The organism is Ramlibacter ginsenosidimutans (genome assembly GCF_016654015.1).
In the GTDB taxonomy this organism is placed as follows: domain Bacteria; phylum Pseudomonadota; class Gammaproteobacteria; order Burkholderiales; family Burkholderiaceae_C; genus Ramlibacter; species Ramlibacter ginsenosidimutans.
In genome coordinates this window covers 1-19,033 of record NZ_JAEPWM010000007.1, presented here as the reverse complement: position 1 = coordinate 19,033, position 19,033 = coordinate 1, and the positions used below count along the sequence as shown (strand labels likewise).

24 protein-coding genes are annotated in these 19,033 nt (G+C 70.4%); 13 read left to right on the top strand and 11 right to left on the bottom strand.

The annotated features are described in order from the left end of the window. Positions 1-10: 10 nt before the first annotated feature. From JJB11_RS16420 to JJB11_RS16405, 4 genes are all read right to left on the bottom strand, one after another. On the bottom strand, positions 11-457 hold the full coding sequence (locus tag JJB11_RS16420; RefSeq protein WP_201173685.1) for a MarR family transcriptional regulator: 447 nt from the start codon (positions 455-457) through the stop codon (positions 11-13). Positions 458-460: 3 nt separating this feature from the next. After that, positions 461-643, bottom strand: a complete 183-nt coding sequence (locus tag JJB11_RS16415; protein WP_201173683.1) for a hypothetical protein — start codon at positions 641-643, stop codon at positions 461-463. After that, positions 640-2,223 (bottom strand): FAD-dependent monooxygenase, encoded by a 1,584-nt coding sequence (locus JJB11_RS16410; RefSeq protein WP_201173682.1) that lies wholly within the window; start codon positions 2,221-2,223, stop codon positions 640-642. Before JJB11_RS16410 ends, JJB11_RS16415 begins: the two co-directional genes overlap by 4 nt. 83 nt (positions 2,224-2,306) lie before the next feature. Next, positions 2,307-2,612: a hypothetical protein gene (locus JJB11_RS16405; RefSeq protein WP_201173680.1), complete on the bottom strand. Its 306-nt coding sequence runs from the start codon at positions 2,610-2,612 to the stop codon at positions 2,307-2,309. Between the two features lie 129 nt (positions 2,613-2,741). Here JJB11_RS16405 and JJB11_RS16400 point away from each other — a divergent pair, with 129 nt between their 5' ends. Next, the gene (locus JJB11_RS16400) at positions 2,742-3,287 is read left to right on the top strand and encodes a DUF924 family protein (protein ID WP_201173679.1); all 546 of its coding nucleotides are present in this window, start codon (positions 2,742-2,744) and stop codon (positions 3,285-3,287) included. Positions 3,288-3,299: 12 nt separating this feature from the next. Here the strand turns inward: JJB11_RS16400 and JJB11_RS16395 are convergent, their stop codons facing one another. Beyond that, positions 3,300-3,926, bottom strand: a complete 627-nt coding sequence (locus JJB11_RS16395; protein WP_201173677.1) for an adenylate/guanylate cyclase domain-containing protein — start codon at positions 3,924-3,926, stop codon at positions 3,300-3,302. Positions 3,927-4,011: 85 nt separating this feature from the next. After that, a complete protein-coding gene (xth, locus tag JJB11_RS16390; RefSeq protein ID WP_201173676.1) occupies positions 4,012-4,821 on the bottom strand; it encodes an exodeoxyribonuclease III in 810 nt (269 codons plus the stop codon). A gap of 74 nt (positions 4,822-4,895) precedes the next feature. Here xth and JJB11_RS16385 point away from each other — a divergent pair, with 74 nt between their 5' ends. After that, on the top strand, positions 4,896-5,129 hold the full coding sequence (locus JJB11_RS16385; protein ID WP_201173674.1) for a hypothetical protein: 234 nt from the start codon (positions 4,896-4,898) through the stop codon (positions 5,127-5,129). Here JJB11_RS16385 and JJB11_RS16380 read toward each other — a convergent pair whose 3' ends face one another. Further along, positions 5,130-5,348: a hypothetical protein gene (locus tag JJB11_RS16380; protein ID WP_201173671.1), complete on the bottom strand. Its 219-nt coding sequence runs from the start codon at positions 5,346-5,348 to the stop codon at positions 5,130-5,132. 51 nt (positions 5,349-5,399) lie between these two features. Here JJB11_RS16380 and JJB11_RS16375 point away from each other — a divergent pair, with 51 nt between their 5' ends. From JJB11_RS16375 to JJB11_RS16365, 3 genes are all read left to right on the top strand, one after another. Next, entirely contained in the window at positions 5,400-5,867 is a 468-nt protein-coding gene (locus JJB11_RS16375) for a hypothetical protein (RefSeq protein ID WP_201173669.1), read from the top strand. 109 nt (positions 5,868-5,976) lie between these two features. Then, complete coding sequence (ku, locus tag JJB11_RS16370) at positions 5,977-6,933, top strand: non-homologous end joining protein Ku (RefSeq protein ID WP_201173667.1); 957 nt, start codon at positions 5,977-5,979, stop codon at positions 6,931-6,933. Between the two features lie 16 nt (positions 6,934-6,949). Beyond that, positions 6,950-7,648 carry a hypothetical protein gene (locus tag JJB11_RS16365; protein WP_201173660.1) on the top strand — a complete coding sequence of 233 codons (699 nt, stop codon included), beginning with the start codon at positions 6,950-6,952 and terminating at the stop codon, positions 7,646-7,648. Here JJB11_RS16365 and JJB11_RS16360 read toward each other — a convergent pair. Then, the gene (locus JJB11_RS16360) at positions 7,581-7,985 is read right to left on the bottom strand and encodes an SRPBCC family protein (protein WP_201173657.1); all 405 of its coding nucleotides are present in this window, start codon (positions 7,983-7,985) and stop codon (positions 7,581-7,583) included. The two genes, JJB11_RS16365 and JJB11_RS16360, sit on opposite strands and share 68 nt — an antisense overlap. Continuing rightward, positions 7,985-8,929 carry a LysR substrate-binding domain-containing protein gene (locus JJB11_RS16355; protein ID WP_201173654.1) on the bottom strand — a complete coding sequence of 315 codons (945 nt, stop codon included), beginning with the start codon at positions 8,927-8,929 and terminating at the stop codon, positions 7,985-7,987. The genes JJB11_RS16360 and JJB11_RS16355 overlap by 1 nt, the downstream gene beginning before the upstream one ends. Positions 8,930-9,011: 82 nt before the next feature. Between JJB11_RS16355 and JJB11_RS16350 the strand changes: the two genes are divergently transcribed. Next, positions 9,012-9,332: a DUF2917 domain-containing protein gene (locus tag JJB11_RS16350; RefSeq protein WP_201173650.1), complete on the top strand. Its 321-nt coding sequence runs from the start codon at positions 9,012-9,014 to the stop codon at positions 9,330-9,332. Here the strand turns inward: JJB11_RS16350 and JJB11_RS16345 are convergent. Beyond that, a complete protein-coding gene (locus JJB11_RS16345; protein WP_201173647.1) occupies positions 9,236-9,979 on the bottom strand; it encodes an aldolase in 744 nt (247 codons plus the stop codon). The two genes, JJB11_RS16350 and JJB11_RS16345, sit on opposite strands and share 97 nt — an antisense overlap. A gap of 252 nt (positions 9,980-10,231) precedes the next feature. Between JJB11_RS16345 and JJB11_RS16340 the strand changes: the two genes are divergently transcribed. The 7 genes from JJB11_RS16340 (at position 10,232) to JJB11_RS26585 (ending at position 18,881) form a co-directional block, all read left to right on the top strand. Next, complete coding sequence (locus JJB11_RS16340; protein ID WP_207190046.1) at positions 10,232-10,795, top strand: biliverdin-producing heme oxygenase; 564 nt, start codon at positions 10,232-10,234, stop codon at positions 10,793-10,795. Further along, the gene (locus JJB11_RS16335; protein WP_201173643.1) at positions 10,773-12,995 is read left to right on the top strand and encodes an ATP-binding protein; all 2,223 of its coding nucleotides are present in this window, start codon (positions 10,773-10,775) and stop codon (positions 12,993-12,995) included. Before JJB11_RS16340 ends, JJB11_RS16335 begins: the two co-directional genes overlap by 23 nt. Further along, the gene (locus tag JJB11_RS16330) at positions 12,995-13,456 is read left to right on the top strand and encodes a response regulator (RefSeq protein ID WP_201173633.1); all 462 of its coding nucleotides are present in this window, start codon (positions 12,995-12,997) and stop codon (positions 13,454-13,456) included. Before JJB11_RS16335 ends, JJB11_RS16330 begins: the two co-directional genes overlap by 1 nt. Beyond that, positions 13,453-15,408, top strand: coding sequence for a response regulator (locus tag JJB11_RS16325; RefSeq protein WP_201173630.1), 1,956 nt, complete (start codon positions 13,453-13,455; stop codon positions 15,406-15,408). Before JJB11_RS16330 ends, JJB11_RS16325 begins: the two co-directional genes overlap by 4 nt. A 119-nt stretch (positions 15,409-15,527) precedes the next feature. Further along, complete coding sequence (locus tag JJB11_RS16320; RefSeq protein WP_201173627.1) at positions 15,528-15,827, top strand: hypothetical protein; 300 nt, start codon at positions 15,528-15,530, stop codon at positions 15,825-15,827. Between the two features lie 70 nt (positions 15,828-15,897). Then, complete coding sequence (locus tag JJB11_RS16315) at positions 15,898-16,593, top strand: SOS response-associated peptidase (protein ID WP_201173624.1); 696 nt, start codon at positions 15,898-15,900, stop codon at positions 16,591-16,593. Between the two features lie 317 nt (positions 16,594-16,910). Continuing rightward, positions 16,911-18,881 (top strand): response regulator, encoded by a 1,971-nt coding sequence (locus JJB11_RS26585; RefSeq protein WP_340643158.1) that lies wholly within the window; start codon positions 16,911-16,913, stop codon positions 18,879-18,881. A gap of 29 nt (positions 18,882-18,910) precedes the next feature. Here JJB11_RS26585 and JJB11_RS16305 read toward each other — a convergent pair. Beyond that, on the bottom strand, positions 18,911-19,033 hold a 123-nt coding region (locus JJB11_RS16305; protein ID WP_201173619.1), incomplete at its 5' end, for an integrase core domain-containing protein.

The following is a 19,033-nucleotide window of genomic DNA, read 5'->3' as shown; positions in this document are numbered from 1 at the left end:
GCGCCGCGCCTCAGCCGCGCGCGTGCTGCACGACGCGATCGAGCAAGGCCGCCAGCGCCTCCTGCTCGCTGCGGTCGAGGCAGCCGAAGATCTCCTCGTTGCGTCGTGCGATCAGCCGCATCACCTTCTGCCACCAGCGGCGGCCTTCGGGCGTGAGGCTCAGGACCACGCCGCGCGCATCGGCGTCGCTCGCCTCCTTGCGCACCCAGCCGCGCTCGACCAGCGACTGCGCCGCCCGGCTCGCATGGGCCTTGTCCAGGTTGGCGCGCGCGGCGAGCTGGTTCACCGACAGCGGCGCGAAGTTGCCGATCGCCGCCAGGCAGCGCGCTTCGCCGACGCCCAGCCCGAGTTCGCCGGCATAGGCATCGGTGCTCGCCTTGTCGGTGATCTTGTTGACCTGGTGCAGCCGGTAGGTCAGGAACTCGTCCAGCGGCACGCCGCCGCTTCGCGCCGCCACCGCTCAATCCTCCAGGCAGCGATCGCGCGAGCGGGCGATGAGGGCCAGCACCTCGTCGGCATCGGGCGCCCGCGCCATGAGCGCCAGGACGACCATGCCGAGCAGCAACTCGCTGCGATCCTGGCCGACGTCGCCGAGCGCGTGGCACAGGGCGCTGTAGCTGCGATCGAGATCGGATTCGTTCATGGACGGATTCCCTTTTCGCGCAAGCAGGCCAGCAGCGGCGCGGGATCCAGCCCGCGCCAGCGGCCCATCACATAGCCGTCCGGGCGCACCAGCACCAGGCCCGTGGCCGCGGCATCGGGCAAGCCATAGCGCGAGCGCGCCTGGCCCTGGGCATCCGCCTCCGGCGCGATGTCCAGCACGCCGACGCCGTGGGTCGCGAGCTCGGCGACAGCATGGGGCATGGCGCCGTCGCCGAAGACGAGGCAGACGAAGTCCGTGCCGAAGCACTGGGTGAGGTGGAAGTCGCCCTGCGGCCCCTGCAGCAGCGCCTCGGGCGCTGGCTGGCCCGGCGCCGCCTGGCCATCGCGCCAGGCGCCCTCTTCGGTTCCGTTCAGCACCGACCCGGTGTACGCGATCGGCGCCGATTGCCGCGGGTTGATCAGGGAGCGCACGCCCGGTTCATCCAGCGCGAGCCGCAGCGTGGCTTCGCGCATGAGGCGGAAAGCGAAATCCGGTGGCGCCATGAACTCCGTGCTCTTGGCGCCGTACGCCAGGTTCTCGCGCGTCGCGTGCACGCGCTCCTGCGAGTACGAGTCCAGCAGCGCCTCCGGTGCCCCGCCCTGCAGCACCAGCGCGAGCTTCCATGCGAGATTGGCAGCGTCGTCCAGCCCCGAATTCAGGCCCCGCACACCGAAGATCGGCACCAGGTGCGCGGCGTCTCCCGCGAACAGCACGCGGCCATGGCGGTACGAGCCCAGCGTCAGGCACTTCGCGTTGTACATCGACGCCCACAGCATTTCCCAGGGCGCATCCTCGCCGATCATGGTGAGATGGCTCTGCACCCGCGGCATGATGTTCTGCGGCGCGAGCGCCTCCTGCGCATCGTCGCCGTCGCGCAGCTGGTAATCGATGCGCCACACGTCGTCGGGTTGCCGGTGCATCAGCAGGGTCGATCCGGGGTTGGATGGCGGGTCGAACCACGCGAGGCGTTCGACCGGCCGCTTCGACTTCTGCACGATGTCGACGATCACGTAGCGGCCCTCGTACTGCGTGCCCTCCAGCGCGAGCCCGAGCTGGTCGCGCACGGTGCTGCGGCCGCCGTCGCACGCCACGAGCCAGCCGGCGCGGATGCGCTGCGGCCCGTCCGGCCCCTCGACCTCGACCTCGACCCCCTCCGCCGCGGGAAGGACGCGCGTGACGCGCGTGCTCCATGCGACCTGCGTGAGCTCCGGCACGCGCTGCAGCGCGTCGTGCACGAAGGCCTCGACGTGGTACTGCTGGATGTTGACCATGGGCGCGAAGCGCTCGGTCGGCTCGCTGGGCATGCGGAAGTGGAGCACCTCGCGGTCCCGCCAGTAGCTGCGCCCGCCGGTCCAGGGCAAGGCCTTGCGCGCCAGCGCCTCGCCGGCGCCCGCGGTCCAGAGAATCTCCTGGGAGCGCCGCGAGATGCAGATCGCGCGGCTGCCGGTGCAATAGCCCTCGTCCGCCTCGACGACCAGGCTGCGCACGCCGTGGCGCGCCAGCAGCGCCGCGACCGACAGGCCCACCGGCCCGCCGCCGGCCACGAGCACCGGAATTTCCTGCGGCAAGGATGTCGCCACGCCTGCTCCTTTTGGTTGCGGGCGCAACTATAGCGCCGGATCGTTGCGCGCGCAACCAACCGGCGGAGGCGGGTACCGGCCCGTCAGCGGTTCGGGTCTTTCGGCAGGTGACCGCGTGCGGCCTCGAGCTCCCACGGGCTGTCCTCGACGTTCGGGCCGTCGGGGTAGGAGGCGGGTCCCTTAGCGATGCCCGGACGCGGCCGGGCCCCGGGGACGCCGGCGGGCACCTGCGCACCCGCGTCGTCCAGCACGCCGCCGGCGCCGGCCGCCGGCTCGCGCGCTTGCTGGACCTTGTCGCCCAGCGTCTTGTTGCCGCAGCCGTCGGCGTTGCCGTGGTTCTCGTTGCCGCCGAGGTCGTCTTCCGGGCCGATGCTGGTTTCAGTGCTCATGCAACCAATCTAGGCGCGGGCCGGCGACGGTTCTGCAAGCAGGGTGGCCGGGGGCCTGTAGGAGGCGGCTGCTGCGGCGGACCGCCACCTGCAGCGCTCGCGTGAACGCCGCTGCCGTATGCTTGCTCCATGCTGCGCGACGCTACGCCCGCCGCAGTCGTCCAGTTCTGGCGCGAGGCCGGGCCCCGCCGCTGGTTCCGGCAGGACACTGCGTTCGACGCCCTCTTCCGCTCGCGCTTCCTCGATGCACACGAGGAAGCCGCCGCCGGCCGGCTTCCGTCCTGGGCGGATTCGCCCGAAGGAGCACTCGCGCTGGTCCTGCTGCTGGACCAGTTTCCGCGCAACGCCTTCCGCGGCACGCCCCGGATGTATGCGACCGACGCACTGGCCCGCGCCGCGGCCGGCACGGCGATCGCGGCGGGACACGACCTGCGCGTGGAGGCGCAGCTGCGGCAGTTCTTCTACCTGCCGTTCATGCACTCGGAGGACCTGGCCGACCTGGATCGCTGCTGCGCGCTGATGGAGCCGCTGGGAGGCGAGAACCTGCGCTACGCGCGCCACCATCGCGACATCGTGGCGCGCTTCGGCCGTTTCCCGCACCGCAACGCGGTGCTGGGGCGCGAGAGCACGCCGGAGGAAGAGCGCTTTCTCGCCGAAGGCGGTTTTCGCGCCTGAGCGCAGCCGCGGTCAGCAGGGGATGTCGATGGCGTCCGGCTCGGATTCCAGGGCGAGCGTGGAGAGATCCAGCTCCGAATCCTCGAAGTCGGGCGCATCGCTGTCGACGTGCAGCCGCACCCGGCCGGCGTCGGGCCCGTAAGCCTCGGGCGAGATCACGATGCCACCCACGGATGCGCCGGCGGCGACGTAGGCCGCGCGTTCCGTCTGCCGGCCCAGCGGCGTGCACCACAGCCGGCCCTGCGCCCGGAAATAGGCCAGCGTGCAGACTCCGCTCACCACACCGATGCGCAGCGCCAGGCCCTCCGCGGCCCGCTGCAGCTCGATGGTCATGCGCACCGCGGCGCCCGGGTTCTCGAAGGTGGCCAGCGCCGCGTCCTGCTGGTACGGATCCAGGCGGCCGTGGTGGCGCGCATTGAGCTCCTGCAACTGGGTGTGGAAACGCGCCATGGCGTCGCTCGCCTCGGCGGAGCCCGCGCTCAGGTCTGCGTGGACCAGCGTCAGGTGGCGCTGCTCGAAGCGGATGGTGTCCCGCTCGGGCCCGAGGAAGAGGTTCTTCCACACCACGGCGGGCAGCTGGTGCAGCACCTTGTCGGACAGCGCTTCCAGCCACAGCGCGCGCTCCTCGTTCGATTCCATCTCGCTCCATCTCCGGTAACGAGATGAAACCACGTACTCAGCCGCGCGGCAGTAAGAAAAACTGCCGAGGTTCTAGGAAATTTACTTAGCTTCCGCCCGCGGAACGGCGGGCCGGCTTGGCAGCAAGCTCCAGTTCCACCCAGGCCGGCGCGTGGTCGCTGGCCTTCTCCTCGCCACGCACCCAGCGGTCCACGCCCGCCGCGCGCAACGCGGGAGCGAGCTTGCGATTGAGCAGCAGGTGGTCGATGCGCAGTCCCGAGTTGTGCTGCCAGTGCTGCCGGAAGTAGTCCCAGAACGTGTAGATCGGCTCCTCCGGATGCAGGTGCCGGATCGCATCGGTCCAGCCCTGGGCCAGCAGGCGCTCCCAGCACGCACGGCTCTCGGGCTGCAGCAGCGCGTCCTTGCGCCAGGAGCGCGGGTTGTAGATGTCGAAGTCGGTGGGTACGACGTTGAAATCGCCGCAGAGGATCACGGGATGCGCAGCGTCGACCAGCGAACGCGCATGCACGATCAGCCGCTCGAACCACGCGAGCTTGTAGTCGAACTTGGGGCCCGGCTGCGGATTGCCATTGGGCAGGTACAGGCAGGCGACGATCACGCCGTTGACCGCGGCTTCGAGATAGCGGCTCTGGTCGTCCGATGCATCGCCTGGGAGTTCCCGGCGGACCTCCACCGGCTGCACGCCGCGCGCGAGGATCGCCACGCCATTCCACGAACGCTGCCCCTTCCACAAGGGGTGATAGCCGGCGTCGAGGATCTCGCGTTCCGGAAAGCCTTCCTGCAGTGCCTTCAGTTCCTGCAGGCACGCGACGTCGGGCTGTTCGCGCTCGAGCCACCGCAGCAGGTGCGGCAGCCGCGTCTTGACGCCGTTGACATTGAAGGTCGCGATTTTCATGGGCGACCCGATCCTACAGAACACCGCCGCGCGCGGGCTTAGATTGCCCGCAGCAACACCCCAGGAGCACACCCATGCCGAACGCCAAGGACAACGCGAAAGCCAGCGGAGACGTCCATTTGCCCGAAATCGAGGACGAGGTCGGAAGCCCGGCCGGAAAGCCGGTCGCCGAAGGCGCCGAAGGAGGCCCGCCGGACGCCGAGTTCAGCCGCGACGTGCACGGCCAGGGCCGCGTCGGCAAGCGCGTCGAGGAAGCCGGCATCCTCAAGGACAAGGATGCGCCCGGCCTCGGCAGCGACAAGCCCTGATCACGGCTTGGCCCGGCTGCGGCGGAACGCTTCCGCGCCGCCGCTGCCGCCGCCGTCGGGAAAATCGTGCGCGTCCAGTTTCTTCTTCGTCCTGGCGCCCTGCGGCGCTTCGACGATGGTGCTGGCCGAGTTCTCGCCGTGGTCCGGCTTCGCGGGGGTCGAGGAGGTCGGCCGCTCGCCCAGGCGGGCACGGCTCGTTCGGGTATCGCGGGACTTCATGGCGCAAACTTAAATCCCCGGCGCGTTGCGGCGCTGTCGGACAAGCCCGCGATGCATGCCGTCCCTCTCCTCTTCGCTTCGCTGCTGCTCGCAGCGACAGCGCACGCGCGCGCACAGCCAGCCGACCCGCTCAAGTCGCCGGCGTGCGGCGCCGCGCTCGCGCAGCTGCAGGCCGCCCGCGACAAACATGCCGCCCCGGCGCACGTCGAAGCGCTGCGCAGCGCCGCGGCCACCACCTGCCTGGGCCAACCCGACCCGCCCGCGCGTCCGGCGCGGTCCGTGCAGGCACCGGTCGCGGTGCCGCCGCCGCGGATCGCGCCGCCGTCGCAACCGGTGCCGATCGCCGCACCGACCCCGCCGCCTCCGCCGGTTGCCATCGACCGGCCCGCCTCGCCTGCGGTGTGCGACGGGGGCGGATGCTGGGTCGACGACGGCACGCACCTGCGCCGGGTGCCGCCGGACCTGCGCGGGCCGGGCGGGCTGTGTTCGAATCTCGGCGGCCAGCTGTACTGCCCCTGAGCTCGCCGGCGGAGCCTCCCGCGCCGCGCCCTGCACGCATCACCTGCGGTGTCCTACAGGTGCGCCGCGACGCATTGCCTAACGTGGATGGGCTGCCAAAGGATCACGCATGCCCGCACCCACCAGTTCCCGCACGCTCTGGAAGGGCGCCATCAGCTTCGGCCTGGTGCACATTCCGGTGACGCTGCATTCCGCCACGGCCGAGAGCCGCATGAAGTTCAACCTGCTGGACAAGTCCAGCATGACGCCCGTCGGCAACCGCCAGGTCAACAAGTCCACCGGCGAGGCCATGCAGCGCGAGGAGATCGTCAAGGGCTTCGAGGTGGAGAAGGACCAGTTCGTGGTCCTCACGCCCGACGAGATCAAGGCGGCCATGCCGCACTCCACCCAGACGATCGACATCGAAGCCTTCGTGGACCGCGAGCAGATCCCGAGCGTCTACTTCAACAAGCCGTACTACGTGAGTCCCGGCGGCAAGGGCGGACAGAAGCCGTTCGCGCTGCTGCGCGAGACGCTGGAGCGCACGGGCAAGGTCGGCATCGCGAAGGTCGTCATCTCGACCAAGCAGCACCTGGCCATGCTGGTGCCGCAGGGCAAGGGACTGGTGTTGAACCTGCTGCGCTGGGCCGACGAGGTCCGCGACACTGCGGGCCTGGCCTGGCCCGGCGACGACGTCAAGGTGAGCGCCGCCGAACTGAAGATGGCGGAGCAACTCGTGGCCGCCATGGCGGGCGACTGGCAGCCCGACCTGTTCCACGACGAGTTCCGCGAGAAGCTCATGGCGCTGGTGGAACAGAAGGCCGAGGAAGGCGGCCTGCGCAGCGTCGCACCGCTGCCGGGAGAGGAAGAGCCGGCGAGCGCCGAAGTCATCGACCTCACCGAACTGCTGCGCCGCAGCCTCAAGGGCAACGGCGCCGCGGCAGCGCCCGCTGCGAAGAAGTCGCCGCCAGCGCGAGAGACCGCGGCCAACGACGAAGCGGCACCTGTGCGCAAGGCGGCCGCGCGCAAGAGCAGCAGCACGGCGCGCGCGACCGCGAAGCCGGCCACGCGCCGCAAGAGCGGTTGATCCCGGCCGGATTCCCATGAGGCAGGCCACGTGGGTCGCGGCCCTGGTGCTGCTGGGCGCAGCGCTGGGGGGCTGCCGCGACGCCAGCCTCGATCACGACAATACTGCCGTGCTCGGTGGCACCGGCCAGGCGGACGCCGCACCCCCCGGCGCCACGCTCACCGACGCACGAGGCGAACCCATTCCGGCACCCCCCGCACCGGCCGGTGCGCGGGCCCGGATGGTGCGCACAGCGGGCGACGCCGCGCTCGCGGTGTGGATCGCCGGGATGCATGTGATGGCGTCCACCTGGACCCGTGCGGCGGGCTGGACGCTGCCGCAGCCGCTGGAACGCATCTACGGCGAATCGAGCGACGTGCAGCTCGCCAGCAATGGGCAGGGGCAGGCCATGGCGGTCTGGCAGCACCGCGTGGGCAACATCCATAGCCTGCGCTTCAGCCGCTATGGCCCTGACGGCTGGAGCCTGCCCGACGTCGTTCCCGGTGCCCTGCCGCGTCCCGACGTGGCCGGCACGCCGCCGGACCAGGGCGCGCCGCAGCTGCAGATGGACACGCAAGGCCAGGTCGTCGCGCGGTGGGCCAGCGGCTTCCAGGCCAATGCGATGCAGTCCGCGCGCTACACGCCCGGTGCAGGCTGGACGCGCGCCACTACCGAGGCGGTGGCGTCAGCGCCGAGCGCATCGCCTGCGCCCCAAGGTCCATCATCTGCGCCATAGCGGGCGCCAGCGCGTCGGGCAGGAAGTCGGTCGTCCAGACGAAGCGGCAACTGTCGGCAGCCAGCGGCAGCACCACGACGCTGGCGTTGTGGTGGGTCGTGCGTCCGCCGGATGCGGTGTAGACGATCCGCCGCGCCGCTTCGTCAAGAGTCACGAGACGCTCACGCACCTGCAGCCCGTTGAAGAAGCTCACCACACGGACGGTGCCCGACTCCTCGAGCGAACAGCCGGTCACGAAACCGGGGGCCAGCGCCTGCACCGCGCCGAAGTCGCGCAGCGCGGCCCAGACCGCGTCGGCCGCGGCCGGAACGTCGAACTCTCTCTGGATCGTCGCCATCACGGGTTCCTCCTGGTCGATGCGCGCGCCTCGGCCTGCAGCCATTGGGCAAAGGCCAGCGCGCTCGGGTTGTGCGCTGCCTGCGGCGCCAGCGTCACGAAGTAGCCGCGGCGGGATGCCGCCGGGCTGCGGAAAGGCGCGACGAGCTTCTTCTGCCGCACGAGCTCCGCCAGCAGGGGCAGCCGCCCGATCACGATCCCCTGCCCCGCGACCGCCGCGGCCACCGCGTCCGCATACTGGGTGAAGCGCAGCGTGTGCGCCATGTGCACGTGCTCCAGCTGCATCAGCCGCAGCCAGGGATCCCAGTCGGCCATGACCGTGGCGTCGCGCGTCTCCACGGTGAGCAGAGTGTGTTGCTCGAGGTCGGTGGCCCGCTTGAGCGGGCGGGCGGCATCGCGCAGCAGTTGCGGCGCGCACATCGGCTGCACCTCCTCCTCGAACAGCAGCGGTCCTTCGCCCTCCGCGCTCGGAACGAAGCGCACTGCGAGGTCCACGCCGGCGCGCTCGAGGTCCACGAGGTCCAGCGTCGCAGAGATCCGCACGTCCACCTCGGGGTGCGCTGCCGTGAAGCCCGCCAGCCGCGGGATCAGCCAGAACGACGCGAACCCGGGGGTGCAGGTGATGGTCGCATGCCGGCGCGCAGCGGCGCTGCGCACGCGGGCGGCGGCATCGCGCAGGCGCTCGAGGCTGTCCTCGACGGCCCGGCGCATGATGCGGCCCGGCTCGGTCAGCACGAGCGAGCGGTGGCGACGCTCGAACAGGGCCGCGCCGAGACTGTCCTCCAGCTGCTGCACCTGGCGGCTCACCGCAGACTGGGTGAGGAACAGTTCCTCGGCCGCGCGCGTGAAGCTCAGGTGGCGCGCGGCGGCGTCGAACGTGTGCAGCAGGTCCAGGCGCAGCTGGCGGGACCGCGGTTCAGCGGTTTTCGCATTCCCTGGCTGCATGGGACGCATGCCGATATGTCGTTTTTCTGGAGGGGACGCGGCCACTATAGTCATTCGCATCGTGCATGCCAAGGAGCCATCGATGGAAACCGGACCGACCGTCTGCCTGCCGGCGCGCCAGCTGTTCGAACTGTCCGACGCATCCTCGGCGCGCATCCTGTGCACGCGCGGCAGCCTGTGGCTCACGCTGGACGACGACCCGCGCGACGTCGTGCTCGAGCCCGGCGACAGCTTCGAGACCGACCAGCCACGGCGCGCCCTGCTCTACGCGCTGCAGGGCGCGGCCTTCGTGCTCGACCCGCGGCCTCAGCCGACCATGCGGCGCAAGCTGGCGAAGAACAGGTCCGACTGCAGCCGTTCGCCCATCGTCTGGGCCGCCACGCGCGCCGCCAGTTCGGGCTGAACCGGCTGCAGGGGGCGCCCGGTGGACTGCGCCAGCACCTGGTGCATGCAGGCGCGCTCCAGGTAGTACAGGTCGTCGTAGGCCCAGGCGATGCGCTCGCCGCAGACGATCACCCCATGGTTGCCCAGGAAGACGACGTCCGCGCCCTGCATGGCGCGTGCGATGCGTTCCCCTTCCGCGCCGTCCAGCGCCAGCCCGTTGTACTGGGCATCGACCGCGACCCGCCCGTGGAAGCGCATCGCGTTCTGCGACAAGGTCGTGTCGAGTGCCCGCAGGTCGGTGAGCGTCAGCGCCGTCGCATACGGCATGTGCGTGTGCAGGACGCAGGACTTGCCCGCGATGCGATGCACGGCCGCGTGGATGAACAGCGCCGTCGGCTCGACCGGATGCGCGCCGGCGAGGCGCTGGCCCTGCGCATCCACCAGCACGATGTCGTGGCCCTGCACCTCGCTCCAGTGCAGCCCGCGCGGATTGAGCAGGAACCATTCGGGGTGCTGCGGCATCGCGATGCTGAAATGATTGCAGACGCCTTCGCCCAGGCCGTGGTGCGCCGCTGCGCGCAGGGCGAGTGCGAGATCGCTGCGCAGTGCGCGCACCGCCGGGTCGTGGAATAGTTCCTGCGCCTGCAGGGGAAGCTCGTTCTTCATGGGCCCGCTCCTTGGCCGCATGGTAGCGCGCCGCGCGCGGGCGCCCGGCATGTCCGACCCGCATCTCCCATTGCACGCGGATGCACATGTGGTTTGCACTTTTGTGTCGCCCTGCGGTGTTGTCCTACATACCCGGGAGTCGAACGATGACAGCATCCCCGCGTCCTGCCCCCAAGTGGGTTTCTCGACTGTGTACCTGCCGACTTGAATTCCGCCGTACCCCCGTTTTCCCCGCCTGAAGCCACCGATCCGGTGGCGGCACTGCGCACCGCGACGCACGACCACCACCAACGCGTCGACGCCCTCATGGACCTCTCCCGCCTGCATGAGCGCAGCCACTACGTGCGCGTGCTGCGGGTGCTCGATGCCTTCCTGGCCGGCTGGGAGCCCGCCGTCTTCGCCGTGCTGCCCGCGCGCTGGCAGCCCTGGCTGCGCGCGCGCTCGCGACGCGCCTTCCTGCGCCACGACCTGCACCAGCTGGGCGTCGTCCCGGCCCCGCCCGCGCAGTTCGGGCCCTTGCGCGGCGCCGCCGCGGGCTGGGGCTCCGTCTACGTGATGGAGGGGAGCGCCCTCGGCGGCCAGCTGATCGCGCGCAGGCTCGCGCAGGCCGGCCTCGATGCATCGCACGGCGCCGCCTATTTCCACGGCTGGGGCGACGCCACCGGCGCCATGTGGCGCGAGGTGCGCCAGCTGCTCGCGTCCGAGTTGCAGGCGCCCGCGGCGCTGGCCGAAGCGTGCGGCGCCGCGCGCCAGACCTTCGACGGCCTTTCCCTGCTCCTGGAAACCTGCCCGCATGAGCGCACTTCCACTGCCTGACCTGTCGCAGTGCGCCAGTGAGCCCATCCGGGTTCCTGGCGCCATCCAGCCGCACGGACGCGTGGTGGTCCTCGCGCCCCACACCGGCCGCCTGCTTGCGTACAGCGCGAACTGGGAGTCGGAACAGCAGGCGCAGGAGGCGCTCGCCATCCTGCCGGTGGACAGTGGCCGGCTGCGGACCGGCAACGGCCCGGCGTGGATCGGCAGCCTGCCCTTTGCCGGCCGCACCTGGGACGCGGCGGCGCACTGGCAAGGCGAGCGCGTGATCGTGGAGTACGAGCCCGCCGGTCCCGCGGCGAGCATGGTCGCGCCGATCTACGCGGTCGCCCGCGACCTGCTGCCGATGCTGCAGCTCGCCGACTCGGTGCCCGCGTTGTGCGAGACCGTGGCGCGCGAGATGAAGCGGCTCACCGGCTTCGGCCGCTGCCTGATCTACCGCTTCGACTCGGACGGACATGGCGAGGTGCTGGCCGAGCGCCTGGACCGCGGCTATCACTCGTATCTCGGGCACCGGTTTCCGGCCAGCGACATCCCGGCGCAGGCGCGCGAGCTCTATCGCGTCAACCATATCCGGCTGATCCCGGACGCCAACTACGACCCGGTGCCGCTGCTGGCGGCCCAGGGCGCACCCGATCCCGCCGGCACCGACCTGAGTTTCACCGCGCTGCGCAGCGTCTCGCCCGTGCACCTGGAATACATGCGGAACATGGGGACCCTGGCGTCCATGTCCGTGTCGCTCGTGGTGGGCGGGCGGCTCTGGGGCCTGATCTCCTGCCATGACCATGCACCGCGGCACCTGCCGTTCCAGACGCGGGTCGCGTGCGAGCACGTGGGGCGGCTGCTGTCGCTGCAGATCCAGGCGCAGGAAGACAACGCGGAAGTGGCGCAGCGGCTCGCGTTGCACCAGCGCGTGCTGACGATGGTGGCGCTCATGGCCGAATCCGATGGCACGCTGCAGCGCCTGGTCGAACCGGAACTCGGCTTGCCACAGCTTGCCGCCGCCAGCGGCGCCGCCGTCGTCCTGAACGACAGTTGCTGGACGATCGGCGAAGTGCCGCCCGTGGATGCGATTCGCCAGCTGGCGCACTGGATCGTGGGACGCAACGAGGACCTGTTCAGCACCGACCGGCTGCCGGAAGTGTGGGCGCCCGGCGAGGCGCTGCTGCCCGGATGCGCGGGCGTGCTCGCCGTCTCGATCTCGCAGGTGCACCGGCACGTGGTCCTGTGGTTCCGGCCCGAGATCGTGCAGACGATCCGGTGGGCGGGCGACCCGCGCAAGACCCTGCCGTCGGCCGGCCGCATCCATCCGCGCCAGAGCTTCGACAGCTGGCAGGAACACGTGCGTGGCCGCTCGGCGCCCTGGGCTGCCGCGCAGCACGCCGCCGTCGCGGAGTTGCGCCTCGCCCTGCTGGCCCTGGTGCTGCGGCGCGCCGAGGAAATGGCCGGTCACGCCGTGGAGCTCGGACGCGTCAACAAGGAGCTGGAAGCCTTCAGCTATACGGTTTCGCACGACCTGCGCGCGCCGATGCGCCACATCGCAGGCTACGTCGACCTGGTGATGGAGGACAACGCGAGCAAGCTGGATGCGCGCTCGCAGCGTTACCTGCAGCACGTCAAGGACGCAGCGTCGTATGCCGGCCAGCTCGTGGATGCGCTGCTCGACTTCTCGCGCCTGGGCCGATCGGGCCTGAAGCCTTCCCTGGTGGACACGCAGGTCCTCGTGGAGGACCTGGTCGAGGAACTGCGCCAGCAGGAGCGCGGCCGCACGATCGAGTGGGACGTGGCGCCGAGGCTGCCGCGCCTGTGGGCCGACCCGTTGCTGCTGCAGGTGGCCGTACGCAACCTGCTCGCCAACGCCGTGAAGTACACGCGCGGGCGAACCCCTGCGCGGGTGGCGATCGCAGCCATCTCCTTGCCCGAGGGATCCGGCCTGGAGATCAGCGACAACGGCGTCGGCTTTCCCATGAAATACGTCAACAAGCTGTTCGGCGTGTTCCAGCGACTGCACCGCACCGAGGATTTCGACGGCACCGGCATCGGGCTGGCGAACGTCAAGCGCATCGTCGAACGGCACGAAGGCAGGGTGTGGGCGCGCGGTGAACCCGACCGCGGCGCGACCTTCGGCTTCGTGCTCCCACCGCGCCCCAACAACAACGAAGCCGCCCCCGGCGGCCCCACCCGCACCGAGGAGCCTTCCTGATGCTCAAGCCCATCCTGCTGGTCGAGGATGACCCGCGCGACCTCGAACTGACGCTGGTCGCGCTCGAACGAAGCCAGCTCGCCAACGAAGTGATCATCGTGCGCGACGGCGAAGCCGCGCTCGATTACCTCACGCGCGCCGGCGCCTACTCGGACCGGGCGGAAGGCAATCCGGCGGTCGTCCTGCTGGACCTGAAGCTGCCGAAGGTCAACGGCCTGGAAGTGCTGCAGACCGTGCGCACCACCGACCCGCTGCGCAGCGTTCCGGTGGTGATGCTGACGTCCTCCCACGAGGAGTCCGACGTGCTGCGCAGCTACCAGCTGGGCGTGAACGCCTACGTGGTGAAGCCGGTCGAGTTCAAGCAGTTCGTCGAGGCGATCGCCGACCTGGGCATCTTCTGGGCCGTGCTCAACGAGCCGCCGCCGGGATCCCTGCGTTCGACGAGGCGCAGGCACGAGTGAACGTCGCCGAAGTCCAGGAAGCCTCGCAGCGGGCCTTGCGCGCCCTGCTCGTGGAAGACTCGCGCCTCGACGTGGAACTGCTGCGCGTGCAGCTGGGACGCGCCTGGCCGAATGTGCGGCTGGAAGTGCTGCGCGACGAGGCCGGCTTCGTCGAGGCGCTGGGCGCCGGAGGCTGGGACGTCGTGCTGTCCGACTACGAGCTGCCCGGCTTCACCGGCGCCGACCTGCTGGAGCACCGCAACCGCATCGCACCGCAGGTGCCCTTCATCTTCGTCTCCGGCGTGATCGGCGACGACAACGCCGTGGAACTGCTCAAGCGCGGCGCCACGGACTACGTGAGCAAGTCGCGGCTGGCGCGGCTCGGCCCGGTCCTGCAACGCGCCTTGCGCGAGGTGGACCAGCAGCGCGCGCGCGAGCAGGCCGAGCGACAGCTGCGGCACGCCGACATCATCTTCGCGCGCGTCGTGGATGGCTTGCGCGACTACGCGGTGATCCTGCTGGACGAGGTGGGCCGCATCCAGTTCTGGAGCCAGGCGGCGCGCACGATCTTCGGCTACAGCGCCGAGGAGGTGCTCGGGCAGTCCGCGGCGCTGCTGTTTCCGCCGGACGCCAGGCCGCAGGCCGCGCTCGCGGCCGAACTCGAGCAGGCGCGCGTGCGCGGCAAGGCCACCGACAACGGCTGGCTGGTCGCGCGCGACGGCCGCCGGCTGTGGGCCGACGGCGTGGTGACCGTGCTGGACACCGAAGAAGGCCGGGCCGGCGGCTTCTGCAAGCTGGTGCACGACTCGACCGAGCGGCATCTCGCAGCGGAAGCCCTGCACGCCGCGAAGGACGAGGCCGACCGCGCGAACCGGGCCAAGGACCGCTTCCTCGCCGTCCTGTCGCACGAGTTGCGCACACCGCTCGCGCCGATCACCACGGCCGTGCACATCCTCGAGCGCGTCGCGCAGCTGGACGAGCGTCACCGCGACCTGCTGCCCATGATCCGCCGCAACGTCGCCCTGGAGGCGCGGCTAATCGACGACCTGCTGGACCTCACCGCGATCGGCGCGGGCAAGGTCAGCCTGCGCCGCGAACGCGTGGACATGCACCAGCTCGCGCGCGCGGTGATCGCGATGGTGCAGGAGCCGCTGGACGAGAAGCAGATCACGCTGGACCTGCACCTCGACGCGCAGCATCCGTGGGTCGAAGCGGACCAGGCGCGCATGCAGCAGGTCCTGTGGAACATCGTGCGCAATGCAGCGAAGTTCACACCGCCCGGCGGCCGCGTGACCGTGCGCACGGCCAACGTGGACGGCGCGTTCCACTTGTCCTGCTCGGACTCCGGGATCGGCATCGCGCAGGAGGCGCTGCCGCGCATCTTCCGGCCGTTCGAGCAGGCGGACGCGGAAGTGTCCCGCAGCTACGGCGGCCTCGGCCTGGGCCTCGCCATCGCGCAAGGGCTCATGCACCAGCACGGCGGCCAGATCGCCGCCAGCAGCTCCGGCCGCGGCGGTGGCGCGACCTTCACCATCACCCTGCCCTGCGCGCACGGCATGGCTCCGAAGCTGGCGCAGGCGGATGCTGCCGAGACGGCGGGCGGCGGCCGCAGGCGCGTGCTGCTGGTCGAAGACAACCAGGATGCGGCGGTCGCGCTCGCGATGTGCCTGGAGGAGTACGGGTACGTGGTGCACCACGTCGCCACCTGCGCTGACGCCTTGCGGACCGCGCGCTCGCAGCCCTTCGATGCGGTCCTCACCGACCTGGGCCTGCCCGACGGCAGCGGCATCGAGGTCGGCCGCGCGCTGGCCGGCGAGCTGCCGGTGCTCGCGCTCAGCGGCTACGGGCGCGAGCAGGACCGCCAGCGCTCGGCCGAGGCCGGCTTCGCTGCCCACCTCGTGAAACCCGCGGATCCGGCGGAAGTGCACGCGAAGCTGAGCCAGGTGCTCGGTCGCGCGGATACGTCCCCGTAGGCGGGCGCGAAGCCCAGCCGGGACGGCCGTCGCACGGAGCTTGCCGTCCGGGTCTTACAGCCGGGCTTGCTGGCGGGCTCCCACAATCCGTGTACCTAATCATCAAAGGGAGTCTAGCCATGCGCAAAACCGTTTTCGTCCTCGCCGGCCTGGTGTCCGCCGCCTCCATCGCCCTGGTGGGCTGCGACGTGCAGAAGACGCAGGAAGGGCACGTCCAGATGCCCAAGTACGACGTTTCCAAGACGCAGGACGGCGACGTGAAGCTGCCCAAGTACGACGTGACTGCGCCGAAGGTGGACGTGTCGTCCACGCAAAAGGAAGTGACCGTGCCCAAGGTGGACGTCACGTCCAAGAAGGAAACGGTGACCTTGCCGAAGGTGGAAGTCACCCCGGCCAAGGATCGCGAAGACAAGAAGTAAGGCACACGCCCGCACGGGTTCCCGCGGCCGGCCCTGCCGGCCTTTTTCGTGCCTGCGGGACAATGGCGGCATGTGCAATCGCTACCGTGCCGTCAGCGTGACCGTCGTGCGCGACGTGTTCGGCTTCACGCTGCTGGAGGAGCCGCAACCGCTCTATGCCACGCATGGAACCGGTCCGTGGCAGCCCGGCCCCTTCATTCGCGCGGGTTCGGCCGCGGTCGGCCAGTGGGGCCTGATCCCCTGGTTCAGCACGACGCGCCGGCCCACCGGGCGCGGCGGACGGCCGATCAGCACGAACAACTGCCGGATCGAGACGGCGGCCACCGCGCCGAGCTTCAAGGCGCCGTGGGCGCGCGCGCAGCGCTGCCTGATTCCCGCGCTCGATTACGACGAGCCGTACTGGGGGACCGGACGCAACGTGTGGTGGCGCTTCGCCCGCAGCGACGGCCTGCCGTGGGCGCTGGCAGGCCTATGGACGGAGTGGACGGACCCGGCGACCGGCGAAGTCGTCCCGAGCTACACGATGCTCACGCAGAACTGCGACGCCCATCCGCTGCTCTCGCGCATGCACAAGCCCGATCCGGCCTTGCCCCCGCACGCCCAGGACAAGCGCAGCGTGGTGCCGATCGAGCGCGAGCACTGGGACCAGTGGCTTCATGGCAGCAGCCAGCAGGCGCTGGAACTCGTGCGGCTGCCGCCCCCGGAGCTGTTCTCGCATGGCCCGGCCGATCCGGCGCAGCAGGTCGCGCTGGAACTCTCCTGGTGAGCCGCAGGCTGGGGTGGGTCGTAGGCTGGCCGGAGCCGTAGGCAGGCGGTGAGCGACAGCGAACCCCAGCGCTTTCGCGCAGCGCCGGGGTTCCTGCGTCACCCCAGCCTACGGGACCCGCCGTCGCGCGAGTGTCAATGGCGGGGGCGATGAAGGGATCCCGCCACGGCCGGCGTGTAGGAGGCTGTCGTGCGCCGCGCGAGCCGTCGTCTGGCAGGCGCGCAGGACAAAGCCGGCAACTGATCAAGGCGCCGCCTGAGGCACGTGAAGGCGCTTAGACTCTTGCCCCACCGGACACCGTTCCGGAACGCCTTGCCGTGCCACACAACACCATCCCTGCCCACGTCCTTCTCGTCGACGACCAACCTGCAAACCTGTTGGCCCTCGAAGCCGCGCTCCACTCGCTGGGCGTGAACATGGTGCGCGCGATGTCGGGCGAGCAGGCCCTCGCCGCGCTGCTGAAGCAGGACTTCGCGGCAGTGCTCCTGGACGTGCGCATGCCCGGCATGGACGGCTTCGAAGTGGCGCGGGAGATCCGTTCGCGCGCCCGTTCGCGCTTCACGCCGATCCTGTTCGTCACCGCGGGCGACGATCCCGACGAAGCGATGCTCTCCGCGTATGCGCTGGGAGCCGTCGACTTCCTCGCGAAGCCGCTGCGCAGCGAGGTGCTGAAGGCCAAGGTCGGGGTGTTCGTCGAGCTCTATCGCAGCAAGGAAGAACTGCGCCTGCGCGAGCGGCGCGACTTCGAGCAGCGCCTGGAGGCGAAGGAAGAGCGCTATCGGGCGCTGTTCGAGTCCATCGACGAAGGCTTCTGCGTGCTCAAGCTGCTGCGCGGCCCGGACGGCCAGGTGCGCGACTTCCGCTACGAGGAGGCCAACGAGGCCTTCACCATGCACACCGGCGTGCGCGACCCGGTGGGCAAGACGGCGCGCGAGCTGTCGCCCGCCTTCCAGAACGAGGGCTTCGCGGTCTTCGACCGCGTGGTCCGCACCGGCGAGGCGACGCGCTTCGTGCAGGAACAGAAGACGATCAACCGCTGGTTCGACATCTACGCCTCGCGGCTGGGCGGCCCCGGCAGCGACCTCGTCGCGGTGCTGTTCGCGGACATCACGCAGCGCCTGCTCGCCGAGCAGGACATGCGCCGGCTGAACGAGGAGCTCGCGCAGGCCAACCGCCGCAAGACCGAGTTCCTCGCCACCCTCGCGCACGAACTGCGCAACCCGCTCGCGCCCCTGTCCAACGGCCTGCACCTGATGCGGATGGCCAGCACCAAGCCGGAGCTGCTGGAGAAGACCCGCCAGATGATGGAGCGCCAGATCCAGCACATGGTGCACCTGGTCGACGACCTGCTGGACGTGGCCCGCATCAGCACCGGAAAGGTGGAACTGCGGCGGCGCCACGTCGACCTGCGCGAGGTGATCGCGACCGCGGTGGAGACGAGCGCATCGCTCATCGAGGCCGCCGGCCACAAGCTGGACGTGGACGTCCCGCAGCAGCCCTTGCCGCTCGACGCGGACCCCACGCGGATCGCGCAGGTGGTCAGCAACCTGTTGAACAACGCCGCCAAGTACACGCCCGAGGGCGGTCGCATCGGGCTGAAGGTCCGCGTCGAAGCCGGGCAGGCCGTGCTGTCGGTCAGCGACACGGGCATCGGCATCGCACCGGACGCGATCGACAAGGTCTTCGAGATGTTCGCGCAGGTTCCCAGCAGTGCCGGCAAGCCGCAGGGCGGCCTCGGCATCGGGCTGTCGCTCGTGCAGAGCCTCGTGGCGCTGCACGGCGGCAGCGTCTCGGCCGCCAGTCCCGGCAGCGGTCAGGGCAGCACGTTCACCGTGCGCCTGCCGCTGCTCCCATCCACTTCGGAGGCAAGCTCACGCATGGACACCTCACCCGGCTCCTCCCATCCCGGCCAGCTGCAGGTGCTGGTCGTCGATGACAACACCGACGCCGCCGAAAGCCTCGGCGTACTGCTCGACATCGAAGGCCATGCGGCGCACATCGCCCACACCGGCGCCGAGGCGCTGCAGCTCGCGCAGTCGCAGCCGCTCGACGTCGTGTTCCTGGACATCGGGCTGCCCGACATGACCGGCTACGACGTGGCCCGCCGAATGCGACTGCTGCCCAGCATGCAGAAGACCCTGCTGGTGGCGCTCACCGGCTGGGGCACGCAGGACGACCGCGAGCGCACGCGGGAGGCCGGCTTCGACCGGCACCTCACCAAGCCGGCGGAATTGCCGGCGGTCGAAGAACTGCTGCGCGCAGCGGCGCAGGCGAAGAGCACCGCCTGAGGGCCTGCCCCCGGCCGCTTCCCGCCGCCCTAGCTGTCGAATCTCAGGAGGTTGTTCACAGCGCGGATCCGAGACATGGGCGGCCTGTGATTAAGAGCGGAGTGTGGTCGCAGCCAGTTGTAGCGGTCAATGAAGGGCTGCAAAGCGGCTTC

Bases quoted from the DNA above. Each gene is read 5' to 3' on its own strand.
- JJB11_RS16365 (WP_201173660.1), top strand. From the start codon at position 6,950: ATGAGGCAGGCCACGTGGGTCGCGGCCCTGGTGCTGCTGGGCGCAGCG.
- JJB11_RS16330 (WP_201173633.1), top strand. From the start codon at position 12,995: ATGCTCAAGCCCATCCTGCTGGTCGAGGATGACCCGCGCGACCTCGAA.
- JJB11_RS16400 (WP_201173679.1), top strand. From the start codon at position 2,742: ATGCTGCGCGACGCTACGCCCGCCGCAGTCGTCCAGTTCTGGCGCGAG.
- JJB11_RS16415 (WP_201173683.1), bottom strand. From the start codon at position 643: ATGAACGAATCCGATCTCGATCGCAGCTACAGCGCCCTGTGCCACGCG.
- xth (WP_201173676.1), bottom strand. From the start codon at position 4,821: ATGAAAATCGCGACCTTCAATGTCAACGGCGTCAAGACGCGGCTGCCG.
- JJB11_RS16380 (WP_201173671.1), bottom strand. From the start codon at position 5,348: ATGAAGTCCCGCGATACCCGAACGAGCCGTGCCCGCCTGGGCGAGCGG.
- JJB11_RS16315 (WP_201173624.1), top strand. From the start codon at position 15,898: ATGTGCAATCGCTACCGTGCCGTCAGCGTGACCGTCGTGCGCGACGTG.
- JJB11_RS16395 (WP_201173677.1), bottom strand. From the start codon at position 3,926: ATGGAATCGAACGAGGAGCGCGCGCTGTGGCTGGAAGCGCTGTCCGAC.
- ku (WP_201173667.1), top strand. From the start codon at position 5,977: ATGCCCGCACCCACCAGTTCCCGCACGCTCTGGAAGGGCGCCATCAGC.
- JJB11_RS16335 (WP_201173643.1), top strand. From the start codon at position 10,773: ATGAGCGCACTTCCACTGCCTGACCTGTCGCAGTGCGCCAGTGAGCCC.
- JJB11_RS16375 (WP_201173669.1), top strand. From the start codon at position 5,400: ATGCATGCCGTCCCTCTCCTCTTCGCTTCGCTGCTGCTCGCAGCGACA.
- JJB11_RS16320 (WP_201173627.1), top strand. From the start codon at position 15,528: ATGCGCAAAACCGTTTTCGTCCTCGCCGGCCTGGTGTCCGCCGCCTCC.
- JJB11_RS16385 (WP_201173674.1), top strand. From the start codon at position 4,896: ATGCCGAACGCCAAGGACAACGCGAAAGCCAGCGGAGACGTCCATTTG.
- JJB11_RS16405 (WP_201173680.1), bottom strand. From the start codon at position 2,612: ATGAGCACTGAAACCAGCATCGGCCCGGAAGACGACCTCGGCGGCAAC.
- JJB11_RS16355 (WP_201173654.1), bottom strand. From the start codon at position 8,929: ATGCAGCCAGGGAATGCGAAAACCGCTGAACCGCGGTCCCGCCAGCTG.
- JJB11_RS16345 (WP_201173647.1), bottom strand. From the start codon at position 9,979: ATGAAGAACGAGCTTCCCCTGCAGGCGCAGGAACTATTCCACGACCCG.
- JJB11_RS16350 (WP_201173650.1), top strand. From the start codon at position 9,012: ATGGAAACCGGACCGACCGTCTGCCTGCCGGCGCGCCAGCTGTTCGAA.
- JJB11_RS16360 (WP_201173657.1), bottom strand. From the start codon at position 7,985: ATGGCGACGATCCAGAGAGAGTTCGACGTTCCGGCCGCGGCCGACGCG.